The organism is Micromonospora sp. NPDC049580 (genome assembly GCF_040675595.1).
In the GTDB taxonomy this organism is placed as follows: domain Bacteria; phylum Actinomycetota; class Actinomycetes; order Mycobacteriales; family Micromonosporaceae; genus Micromonospora.
In genome coordinates, this window is sequence record NZ_JBFAPG010000183.1 from 1 (window position 1) to 10,853 (window position 10,853).

The 10,853-nt window shown below is 71.7% G+C and carries 13 protein-coding genes; 9 read left to right on the forward strand and 4 right to left on the reverse strand.

Going from position 1 to position 10,853, the window contains the following annotated elements; translation table 11 throughout:
- Positions 1–638, forward strand: a 638-nt coding sequence (locus tag AB0J68_RS16760; RefSeq protein ID WP_363939247.1) for an MFS transporter, incomplete at its 5' end; no start/stop codon positions are given.
- Position 639: 1 nt separating this feature from the next.
- Here the strand turns inward: AB0J68_RS16760 and AB0J68_RS16765 are convergent.
- Together AB0J68_RS16765 and AB0J68_RS16770 are read right to left on the reverse strand one after the other, a co-directional pair.
- A complete protein-coding gene (locus tag AB0J68_RS16765; protein ID WP_363939251.1) occupies positions 640–1,350 on the reverse strand; it encodes an RICIN domain-containing protein in 711 nt (236 codons plus the stop codon).
- A 76-nt stretch (positions 1,351–1,426) separates the two neighbouring features.
- On the reverse strand, positions 1,427–1,897 hold the full coding sequence (locus tag AB0J68_RS16770; protein ID WP_354860779.1) for a YbaK/EbsC family protein: 471 nt from the start codon (positions 1,895–1,897) through the stop codon (positions 1,427–1,429).
- Positions 1,898–1,990: 93 nt separating this feature from the next.
- Between AB0J68_RS16770 and AB0J68_RS16775 the strand changes: the two genes are divergently transcribed.
- The 4 genes from AB0J68_RS16775 to AB0J68_RS16790 all read left to right on the forward strand — a co-directional run bounded on the left by AB0J68_RS16775 (position 1,991) and on the right by AB0J68_RS16790 (position 6,247).
- Complete coding sequence (locus AB0J68_RS16775; protein WP_354860777.1) at positions 1,991–3,388, forward strand: FAD-binding oxidoreductase; 1,398 nt, start codon at positions 1,991–1,993, stop codon at positions 3,386–3,388.
- A complete protein-coding gene (locus AB0J68_RS16780) occupies positions 3,385–4,728 on the forward strand; it encodes a class I SAM-dependent methyltransferase (RefSeq protein WP_354860775.1) in 1,344 nt (447 codons plus the stop codon). The genes AB0J68_RS16775 and AB0J68_RS16780 overlap by 4 nt, the downstream gene beginning before the upstream one ends.
- A 99-nt stretch (positions 4,729–4,827) precedes the next feature.
- Complete coding sequence (locus AB0J68_RS16785; RefSeq protein WP_354860773.1) at positions 4,828–5,385, forward strand: helix-turn-helix domain-containing protein; 558 nt, start codon at positions 4,828–4,830, stop codon at positions 5,383–5,385.
- A complete protein-coding gene (locus tag AB0J68_RS16790) occupies positions 5,378–6,247 on the forward strand; it encodes an SRPBCC family protein (protein WP_363939248.1) in 870 nt (289 codons plus the stop codon). Before AB0J68_RS16785 ends, AB0J68_RS16790 begins: the two co-directional genes overlap by 8 nt.
- 119 nt (positions 6,248–6,366) lie before the next feature.
- Here AB0J68_RS16790 and AB0J68_RS16795 read toward each other — a convergent pair whose 3' ends face one another.
- The gene (locus AB0J68_RS16795) at positions 6,367–6,684 is read right to left on the reverse strand and encodes a helix-turn-helix transcriptional regulator (protein ID WP_354863257.1); all 318 of its coding nucleotides are present in this window, start codon (positions 6,682–6,684) and stop codon (positions 6,367–6,369) included.
- The gene (locus AB0J68_RS16800; protein WP_354863256.1) at positions 6,681–7,046 is read right to left on the reverse strand and encodes a type II toxin-antitoxin system RelE/ParE family toxin; all 366 of its coding nucleotides are present in this window, start codon (positions 7,044–7,046) and stop codon (positions 6,681–6,683) included. Before AB0J68_RS16800 ends, AB0J68_RS16795 begins: the two co-directional genes overlap by 4 nt.
- Positions 7,047–7,148: 102 nt before the next feature.
- On the opposite strand from AB0J68_RS16800, the gene AB0J68_RS16805 reads away from it, so the two are divergent.
- The 4 genes from AB0J68_RS16805 (at position 7,149) to AB0J68_RS16820 (ending at position 10,797) form a co-directional block, all read left to right on the forward strand.
- Complete coding sequence (locus tag AB0J68_RS16805; RefSeq protein ID WP_007455911.1) at positions 7,149–7,382, forward strand: zinc-ribbon domain-containing protein; 234 nt, start codon at positions 7,149–7,151, stop codon at positions 7,380–7,382.
- 7 nt (positions 7,383–7,389) lie between these two features.
- The gene (locus AB0J68_RS16810; protein WP_354863255.1) at positions 7,390–7,563 is read left to right on the forward strand and encodes a hypothetical protein; all 174 of its coding nucleotides are present in this window, start codon (positions 7,390–7,392) and stop codon (positions 7,561–7,563) included.
- A 169-nt stretch (positions 7,564–7,732) separates the two neighbouring features.
- Positions 7,733–9,988 (forward strand): EAL domain-containing protein, encoded by a 2,256-nt coding sequence (locus AB0J68_RS16815; RefSeq protein ID WP_354863254.1) that lies wholly within the window; start codon positions 7,733–7,735, stop codon positions 9,986–9,988.
- 50 nt (positions 9,989–10,038) lie between these two features.
- Positions 10,039–10,797, forward strand: a complete 759-nt coding sequence (locus AB0J68_RS16820; protein ID WP_363939250.1) for a MerR family transcriptional regulator — start codon at positions 10,039–10,041, stop codon at positions 10,795–10,797.
- Positions 10,798–10,853: the final 56 nt, after the last annotated feature.

Here is a 10,853-nt window from a genome sequence, read left to right on the forward strand (position 1 = left end):
TGGCCGCCGCGGCCCGGACCCGGCCGTTCTGGCTGCTGGCCGGCGGGTTCGCGATCTGCGGCGCCACCACCAACGGCCTCGTCGGTACGCACTTCGTGCCGGCCGCGCACGACCACGGCATGGCCGAGACCACGGCGGCCGGGCTGCTCGCGCTGGTGGGGCTCTTCGACATCGTCGGCACGATCGCCTCGGGCTGGCTCACCGACCGGGTGGACAGCCGGTTGCTGCTCGGCGCCTACTACGCCCTGCGCGGATTGTCGCTGCTGGTGTTGCCGAGCCTGTTCGCGGGGACGGCCGAGCCGAGCATCCTGGTGTTCATCGTCTTCTACGGCCTGGACTGGGTGGCCACCGTGCCGCCGACGGTCGCGCTGTGCCGGGAGTACTTCGGCGGCGCCGGGGCGGTGGTGTTCGGCTGGGTGTTCGCCGCGCACCAGTTCGGGGCGGCCATCGCGGCGACCGGCGCGGGGCTGGTCCGCGACCGGCTCGGCGACTACGCGCTGGCCTGGTACGTGGCCGGCGCCTTGTCGATCGGCGCCGCCGGGCTGTCGTTGCTGCTGCGCCGACGGCCGGGCCGGCCGGTGCCGGAGGCCGTCCTGGTCGCCGCGACCGCACCCCGTGCGTGGAGCTTCCGGGGCTGAGTCAGCCCAGCGTCCACTGCTGGGCGGGCCGGCCGTCGCAGGGCCGCTGCCGGATCTCGTCCCCGGCCTCGGCGCCGTCGTCGTCGGCCTGCGCGCACTTACCGCTGTGCACCGCGACGACCAGCACCGGGCCGGTGCCGGTCGGGCTCAGCCGCCACTGCTGGTTGGCCTCACCGTGGCAGGGGAACTGCTGCACCGTCGCCCCGTCGTCACCGCTGCCGCCCTCGACGTCGAGGCACTGCCCGTGGGCGGCGTTGGTCAACGTCACCGCGTCCGTTCCGATCGGGTTGACGACCCACTGCTGCTCCGGGCCGCCGGTGCAGGCGGCCAACTCGGCCTGCGCCTTCTCACCGTCACCGTCGAGCCCGAGGCAGAGCCCGGAGGGCGACCGCAGCACGCGGGGCCCGGTGGTCGGGACGGCCGGGGTGGCCGACGGGGTCGGCGACGGCTCGACCGAGGGGGTCGGGCTCGGCTCGGCCGCCGGGATGGTCGGCTCGGCCACGCTGGACGGCGCGGCGACCGCGGCGGGCACCACCGCTTCGTCGTCGCCGTCGAGGAGGCCGGTGGCGAAGACCAACCCGAGGAGTACGCCCACCAGCCCGACCGCCAACGCCACCCGCAGCAGCGGGTCGGCCAGCGGCCCGGAACGAGCTCTCCGCCGACCGCCGTAGACGGTGCCGGCGGGATCGGGGCGTTCCTCGGGCAGGGACATACGGGCCATCCTCACCCACCACGGCGGGCCGGGGCCAGCCCAGCCACGCCGGCCGGCCGCAGCCAGCCCGGTGCGATCAGCGGGTGGGCTGCGGGTCGGTGACGTCGGCCACAGTCGCGCCGAGGGCGGTGATGGCCGCGTCGGCGTCGACCGCGACGGCGAGACCGCGCTCGCCCGCGCCGAGGGTGATCTCCCGGCCGCGCAGTCGCTCGTCCGCGATCACCGGCCACGCGGTGCTCGCGCCGAACGGGGTGATCGTGCCGCGCTCGTACCCGGTGGCGGCCAGGGCGCCCGCCGCGTCCGGCATGGAGATGCGCTGCACACCGAGCAGGGCGCGCAGCTTGGGCCAGGAGACGACCCGGTCGCCCGGGGTGAGCACGAACAGGTGATCGTCGGCACCCCGGCGGACGACGATGGTCTTGACCACATCCGGGACGGCCACGCCCCGGGCCGCGGCGGCCTCCGCGAGGCTGCCGACCGCACCGTGGCTGACCAGCCGATATGGCAGTCCGGCGGAGTCCAGGGCGGCGATCGCGGGCGACGGCATGCCCGCCACGGTAACCGTCGAACCTGGCGTCGGACGGGAAACAGCAGGCGTCGACATCCCACCGTTTCCGGGGTGCGGGCGTAAGGTGATCACATGCGCGCTGAGCGTGTGGATCACCCCATTGACCATGATGAAGCGGTGGACACGCTGCGGCGGTCGTACGCCGCGGTGCCCACGGGCGAGCCTGTCCGGCTGGCCAAACGCACCTCCAACCTGTTCCGCCCCCGGTCCGCTCCCCGGACCCCGGGCCTCGACGTGAGTGGCCTCAACCGGGTGCTCGCGGTGGACGCGACCGCCCGGACCGCCGACGTGCAGGGCATGTGCACGTACGAGGACCTGGTCGACGCGACGCTGCCGCACGGGCTGATGCCCCTGGTGGTGCCGCAACTGCGCACCATCACCCTGGGTGGGGCGGTGACCGGCCTCGGGATCGAGTCGACCTCGTTCCGCAACGGCCTGCCCCACGAGTCGGTACGCGAGATGGACATCCTCACCGGCTCCGGCGAGATCGTCACCGCCCGGCCGGACGGGGAGCACGCCGACCTGTTCACCGCGTTCCCCAATTCGCTGGGCAGCCTCGGGTACGCCACCCGGCTGCGCATCGAGTTGCAACCGGTCGGCCGGTACGTGGCGTTGCGCAACATCCGGTTCACCCAACTGGAGGCGCTCACCGACGCGATCGCCGAGGTGACCGCCACCCGGTCCTGGGCCGGCGAACCGGTCGACGTGATGGACGGCGTGATGTTCAGCCCCGGTGAGGCGTACCTGATCCTGGGCACCTTCACCGACGCGGCCGACCCGCCCAGCGACTACACCGGCCAGGAGATCTACTACCGGTCGCTGCGCCGGCGCACCCGGGACGTGCTGACCGCGTACGACTATCTGTGGCGCTGGGACACCGACTGGTTCTGGTGTTCGGCGGCGTTCGGCGCGCAGCACCCGGTCGTGCGCAGGCTCTGGCCGGCGCGTTACCGGCGCAGCGACGTCTACCACCGACTGGTCCGCCTCGAGCACCGGCACCAGGTGGCGGCCCGGATCGACCGGCTGCGCGGCCAGCCGGCCCGTGAGCGGGTCGTGCAGGACGTGGAGATCCCGCTGGACCGCACGGCCGACTTCCTGCGCTGGTTCGCGGACAGCGTGGGGATGACCCCGGTGTGGCTCTGCCCGTTGCGGTTGCGCGAACCGGAGGGTCCCGGTTCCGCGCGGTCGTGGCCGCTGTATCCGCTCCACGCGGGGCAGGACTACGTCAACATTGGTTTCTGGGGGAGCGTTCCGATCGCGCCCGGCGCCGCCGACGGCGACGTCAACCGCACGATCGAACGCAGGGTGTCGGAGTCTGGCGGGCACAAGTCGCTCTACTCCGACGCGTACTACGACCGGGACGCCTTCGATCGCCTCTATGGCGGCGAGACCTGGCGCGCGGTGAAGGACCGCTACGACCCGGACCACCGGCTGACGGGACTGTACGAGAAGGCGGTAGCACGAGCATGAGCCTGACCGATCGAGACCAGGGGGCGGCGAGCGTTCCCGCCACCCCGCCGGCGGGGGGCCGGCGCACCGGTCCGACCGTGGCGGACGTCGTCCGCGCGGTCACCGCCGGGCCGCTGCCGGTGCGGATCACCGGGTACGACGGCAGCGCCGTCGGCCCGGCCGACGCCGGCATCACCCTGTCGATCCGTTCCGAGCGGGGTTTGTCGTACCTGCTCACCGCCCCCGGTGACCTGGGCATGGCCCGGGCGTACGTCAGCGGTGACCTGGCGTTGCAGGGGGTGCATCCGGGTGACCCGTACGAGGCGCTGCGGGTGCTCAAGGACGAGTTGCGGCTGCGCCCACCGTCGGTGGCCGACGGGGTGGCGCTGGCGCGCGGGCTGGGCTGGGAGCGGCTGCTGCCCCCGCCGGCCCCTCCGCAGGAGGCCCTGCCGCGCTGGAAGCGGGTGATGAACGGGCTGCGGCACTCGCGGGTGCGCGACAGCACCGCGATCTCGCACCACTACGACGTCTCGAACGCCTTCTACGAGAAGGTGCTCGGCCCGTCGATGACGTACACCTGCGCGGTCTACCGGTCCCCGGACGACACGCTGGAGCAGGCCCAGGCGGCGAAGTACGACCTGGTCGCCGGCAAGCTGGCGCTGAAGAAGGGCATGCGGCTGCTGGACGTGGGCTGCGGCTGGGGCGGAATGGTCCGCCACGCCGCCCGGGAGTACGGCGTGAAGGCGCTCGGGGTGACCCTGTCGAAGGCGCAGGCGCAGTGGGCGCAGGCGGCGATCGAGCGGGAGGGGTTGAGCGAGCTGGCCGAGGTGCGGCACCTGGACTACCGGGACGCGCCGGCGGAGCAGTTCGACGCCATCTCCTCGATCGGTCTGACCGAGCACATCGGGGTGCGCAACTACCCGTCCTACTTCGGCGCGCTGCGGTCGCGGCTGCGTACGGGTGGACGGCTGCTGAACCACACCATCACGCGGGCCGACAACCGGGCGCCCCACCGCTCGGGCGCGTTCATCGACAGGTACGTCTTCCCGGACGGCGAGTTGGCCGGCCCGGGTCGGTTGATCAGCGAGGTGCACGACGCCGGGCTGGAGGTGCACCACGAGGAGAACCTGCGCCAGCACTACGCGCTGACGCTGGCCGCGTGGTGTCGCAACCTGGTGGAGCACTGGGACTTCTGCGTCTCGGAGGTGGGCGCGGGCACGGCCCGGGTGTGGGGGCTCTACATGGCCGGGTCGCGGATGGCGTTCGAGCGCAACGGCATCCAGCTGCACCAGGTGCTGGCCACCCACAACGGCCCGGACGGTGTGAACGGCTACCCGCTGCGCCCGGACTGGTTGCCCTGACCACCTGCTGAGCGTCGCCTGAAGCCGCGTCGAGAAGTCGGCGCGGCTTTTCGCGAAGCGATTGACAAACGAATTTTGTACGTACAAACTGATTTTGCCATGAGAGACGTCCTGTACCTGGAGCAGATCGAGCAGGCCGAAGTCCTGCTCAAGCCGCAGCGTGTCGAGGTGCTGCGGCAACTCGCCGAACCGCGTACCTGCACCGAGGTCGCGGCCCGACTCGACCAGACGCCGCAGCGCGTCTACTACCACGTCAAGCAGCTCGTCGCGGCCGGCCTGGTCGAGCTGGTCAACGAGCGCAAGGTCCGCGGCATCACCGAAGGCATCTACCAGGCCGCCGCCCGGTCCTACTGGCTCTCCCCGCGGCTGGTCGGCCGGATCGGGCTGCGCCGGGCCCGCGACGAGCTGAGCCTGGGCTACCTGCTCGACCTGATGGAGGAGGTCCAGGCGGACGTCGCCGCCCTGGACCGGGCCGCGCCCGAGCTGCCGTCGATCGGGGTCTCCGGGGAGATCCGGGTGCCCGCGGAGCAGCGCCCGCAGTTCCTGCACGACCTGCAAACCGCACTTCAGGACCTGTTCGCCCGTTACGGCGGCAGTGAAGGAGACGCCTTCAAGCTCGCCGTCGCCTGCTATCCGAAAGGAAACGACAATGAGTGAAGCGTTGAAGGTCCAGGCCCGTCTCTCCGCGCCCGTCGGGCGCGTCCGCGAGGCCCTGACCGAGCCGGCCGAGCTGCGACTCTGGCTGGCCGAGCACGCCGAGGTCGAGCTGCCCCAGCGGTACGAGTTCTGGGGCCGCTACACGCCCGAGGGTGACGCCCCGCACCAGCGCCTGCTGCACGCCGACGACGACACGCTGCGCTTCGGCTGGTTGCTCGACGGGGTGGAGACCACCACCGAGCTCCAGTTGACCGCCGAGAGCACGGACAGCACCGTGTTGACGCTGACCCAGAGCCACTTCGACTTCGCCGAGGCGATGAGCGGTTCCAGCATCCGGGGCGTGCTCCAGACGTTCTGGGCGCTGTCCATCGCCAACCTGGCCGCCCACCTGGAGGGTCGGCCGCTCCTGCCGCGTACCGACTTCACCTCCGCCGACCTGCGCGGCGAGCTGGTCATCGCCGCCCCCATGGACAAGGTGTGGGAGTCGCTTACCGACTCCGAGCAGGCCAGCGCCTGGTTCGGCTACCCCATCGGGATCGAGCCGTGGGTCGGCGGCCGGTACGCGATGGGCGGCTTCGAGACCGGGTACGCGGCCAAGATCGTCGACCTGGAGCCGGGCCGGAAGATGTCCGTGGACTGGGGACCGACAGGCGTCACGAACTGGGAGCTGGCCGAGTCCAACGGCCGGACCACGCTGACCTTCGTGCAGAGCGGCTTCGACGAGACCAACCCTCCGTACGCTGCCTGGAGCGGGTCGGTGTCCGGCCTGGCCGAGCTGCGCCGCTTCCACGAGGTGCCGGGCTGGCAGCCGATCTGGATCTCGACCGAGGTGCCCGGCCTGGAGCCCGAACCCGCCAGCTGACCGTCGCGCCTTGATCGTGCTCGATCAGGGATGTAGTCGCCTCGTTCACGCCAGAGGCCATTACATCCTGGATCGAGCACGATCTTGTGGGTGGGGAGAGGGTGCTGTCGGCAGGCGGCTCACGCGATGGCGGCGATATCACCGTCGTCGAAGTAGATGGCCTGGTGGAGTCGGCCGCCGAGGGCGACGGCGTACCGGGCAACCACTTCCTGGCCGGAAATCCGGCCCTGCTCGATCTGGGAGACCCGCCCCTTGGTCACCCCCATGCGCTCGGCCACCTGCTGCTGAGTGAGGCCGCGGGCGCGTCGTACCTCGGCGAGGCGATGCCCGACGACTTGCGCGAGCAACTCCTGCTTTCCGGCCGCAACGGCCTCCTCGCCGCCGGCCCGCTGTACGTACTCCGACCGAATATCCGACCACCGCACATGTCCACTCACCGCTGGCCCCCCTCCTGCTGTGCGCGTTCCTTCAAGTAGATCTCATAGCGTTGTTCGGCGAGCGGGATGGCCTGTTGATACCAGCTCTGCCACTGGCCCGCCTTGTCGCCCGCGACCAGCAGGATGCTGGCGCGCCACGGGTCGAAAACGAAGAGGATGCGGACGGTGCCGGGTCGCAACTCCTTGAGATTCGCCAGCGACGACCCCCTGATCGTGTCGACCAGGGGGCGGCCCAGCCCCGGTCCTGCTTCGGCGAGCGCGTCGATGGCCTGGACGACCCGGACGAATGTCGCCTCGTCGAGGCTGTCGATCCAGGCACGGACCTCGTCGACGACGAAGACGTCCCACTCATCCTGCGGCACCCGAGGAGTATACCAATAGCTATACACTGTCACTGCGACTGTCGAACCGATCGGTGCCCCGGGTTCGGTGACTTTTCGGGGTGGAGTGGGTACTGCCGGGCGATGTTCTTCATCTTTGGTCTGCGTACCAAGGTCGACCGGTCCGGTGTCGTGCAGCAGGTCTGCCGCCACTGCGGTAACCACGCCGCGCAGGTGATCACCCGCCGGTCGACGAAATTCACCCTCTTCTTCATCCCCCTCATCCCGATCCGCACCCGGTACGCGCAGCAGTGCACGTTCTGTGGGGCGCAGTACGAGATCGCCAAGTCCGACGCCCAGCGCCTCCCGGTCGGCTGAGCCGCAGATGGCCCGCTTCCTGTGCTGGCTGATCGGTCGACCGTCGTCGACCGGACCCGTCGTGCACACCGCCGCCCGCCCGCCGTGCACCCCCGGCCGGCGTCTGCGTCGACCCGTGCGCCGCCCGCTGGCCGGCACCGCGCTGCCCCGCTCACCCTGGAACCGCTCCGCCGGCCGCTGACCTGACCCGCCGGCCGGTGCGCGACACAGGCCGCCACGAAGGCCCGGGCAGACCGCATCGACCTGGATGTTCGGCCCTGGCGGCGTTCCCGGGCGCTGGCTAGGCTTTCGGGGTTTGCCGTGGACCGGTCCGCCCGACTGTGCACACACGACGAAGAGCCGGAGCGACCGTGTCGCGACAGGACGTGAAGCAGGCCGCGGGGCAGCTCAAGCCCATCGGCCCGATCGTCGCGGTTGCGGTCCTGGTCGTGGAGGCCGGCTGGTTGGCCGCCGCGCTGCCCGGCGCCGCGCTGGTCAGCGACGTGGGCGCGCTGTTGGTGGCCGGCTGGGCGACCGTCGCCTGTGCCGGCGTGGCCCGTCGACACCCGGCCCCGCTGCGCCGATTCTGGACGCTGCTCGCGCTCACCATGGCGCTCGCCGCGCTGGGCCGGGCGACCTGGACGGCGCAGCGGCTCGTCGGCGGAGACCTGCCGCACACCCCGCTGGTCGGGGTGGTCTTCACCGCCGGCATCCTCACCGGCACCGCCGCGCTGCTCAGCTCGCCGTCCGGGCCCCGGACCGGGGTGGGGCGGGCCCGGACGCTGCTGGACGGCGTGATCGTCGCGCTGGCCCTGGTGCCGATCGGCTGGGTGCTGGTGTTCCGCGGGGTCGCCGCCGCCGAGCTGGCCGACCCGGCGCGCACGCTGGGGCTGCTCTACCCGATGTTCGACCTGATGCAGCTCACCATCCTGGTGGCGGTGGCCGGGCCGACGCGACCACTGTGGCGGCCGATGAGCGTGCTCGCGGTGAGCCTTACCATCCGGGTGGTAGCCGACGTCGTCTACGTCTCGCTGGTCGCCCGCGGTGACTACGCCGCTGGTCACCCCATCGACCTGTGCTGGCCGCTGAGTTACCTGCTGATCGGCCTGGCCACCGGGAACCGGCCGCCGCCGGACTGCGACGGCACCGACGAGACCGCGGAGTCACCGCTGCCACCGTGGTGGCGGGTGGCGCTGCCGTACCTGCCGGTCGGTGGGGCGATCATCGCGGTGCTGCTGGCCCGCCGGCCCACCGGCCAGACCCCGCCGCTGGTCTTCGTATCCATGATGGCGCTGCTCGCCGCTCTCGCCGTGCGTCAGGGGCTGGCCGCCAACGAGAACCTGCGCCTGGTGGCGCGACTGCGTCGGCTCGCGTACGGCGACCAGCTCACCGGCCTACCGAATCGGCTGCTGTTCAACAGGCTGCTGCGCCTGGCTCTGCGCGACGGTCGGCCGGTGGCCGTCCTGCTGCTCGATCTCGACGGGTTCAAGCAGGTCAACGACCGGTTCGGGCACGCCACCGGCGACACCCTGCTGACCGGCTTGGCGGCTCGGATGCGGACGGCGGTGGGTGGCGACGGCACCATCGCCCGGCTCGGCGGGGACGAGTTCGCGGTGCTGGTCGAGGGGGAGGGGCCGGTGTCGCCGGAGCGGCTGGCCGAACGTCTGCTGGACGCCCTGCGGCCCTCCGACGGTGACGAGGACGTGGGCGTGCACCCGTCGGCGAGCATCGGCATCGCCGAGTACGGGCCGCAGCACGCCTCGCACACCGACCTCCTGCGCGACGCCGACATCGCCATGTACGCGGCGAAGGCGGCCGGCAAGTCCGCGTACCGGACGTGCACCCCGGGCCTGCGCGAGTCGGCCGTGTCCCGGGCGGAGCTGATCGCCGACCTGCGCCGGGCCGTCGACGAGGAGCAACTGCACCTGGAGTTCCAGCCCATCGTCGACCTGTCCAGCGGCGCGGTCCGCAGCGCCGAGGCGTTGGTGCGCTGGCGGCACCCTCGGCTCGGGATGCTGCCGCCGGCGAAGTTCCTGCCGCTGGCCGAGGAGACCGGGCTGATCCTCCCGATCGACCGCTGGGTGATCCACGAGGCGTGTCGGGCGGCGGCGACCTGGCGGGCCCGCGCGCCGGAGGCGACGGTCGCGGTGAACATCGCCGCGGCACACCTGCGCCGGCCCGACCTGATCGCCACGGTCACGGCGGCCACCGCCAGCGCCGGGCTGGCGCCGCGCGCGTTGACGCTGGAGTTGACCGAGTCGGCGTTGATCGAGGGGACCGACGCGGTGCTGGAACGGCTGCACCAGCTGCGGGAGCTGGGCATCCAGATCGCCATCGACGACTTCGGTACGGGCTACTCGTCGTTGAGCTACCTGCACCGCATCCCGGCCACCGAGCTGAAGATCGACCGGTCGTTCGTGGCGCGGCTGGGCACGGACGACCGGGCGTACGCCACCGTGGAGATGGTCACCCGGCTGGCCGGCGCGTTCGACCTGGCGGTGGTCGCCGAGGGCGTGGAGACCGAACGCCAGCACGACGCGGTCACCGCGATCGGCTGCCCACGCGGCCAGGGCTATCTGTACGGGCGTCCGGACAGCCCCGCCACGGTGGGTCAGAATCGGCCTTGACCCTGACGTAACGGCAGGCGGGAGTCTGGTTCCCGGAAGGGAGGGGAACCATGGCGTACACGGTGGGTCAGGTGTCGAAGATCGCCGGCGTGACGGTACGGACGCTGCACCACTACGACGAGATCGGCCTGCTCTCGCCGAGCGGCCGGACGCCGACCGGCTACCGCCGCTACGACGACGCGGACCTGCAGCGGTTGCAAATCGTCCTGTACTACCGCGAGCTGGGTTTCCCACTTGAGGAGATCACCGCGATCATCGACGACCCGGCGGCCGACCCGGCCGCGCACCTGCGCCGACAGCACGAGCTGCTGACGGTACGGATCAAGCGGTTGCAGGAGATGGTCGCGGCGGTCGAGTTCGCGATGGAGGCGAGCAAGTTGAACATCCAACTCACGCCGGAGGAACGGTTCGAGGTCTTCGGCGACTTCAGGCCGGAGGAGCACGAGGCCGAGGCGGAGCGGCGCTGGGGTGACACCGACGCGTACCGGGAGTCGAACCGGCGGGTCGCCGGCTACCGCAAGGACGACTGGCTGCGCCACAGGGCCGAGAACGAGGACTGGGGCCGGCGGATCGTCGCGCTGCTGGCCTCGGGCGCACCGGCGGACGGCCCGGAGGCGACGGACCTGGCCGAGGAGCACCGGCAGCTCATCAGCCGCTGGTTCTACGAGTGCTCGTACGAGATGCACACCGGGCTGGCCGACATGTACCTGGCCGACGAGCGGTTCACCGCGTACTACGAGAACATCGCCCCCGGCCTCGCGGCGTACCTGCACGAGGCGATCCACGCCAACGCGATCAGCCGCGCCTGATCGACGAGGTGGCCGGCCGGAAACGGCGGTCGGTGCGGTCCGGCTACTCTGGCCGG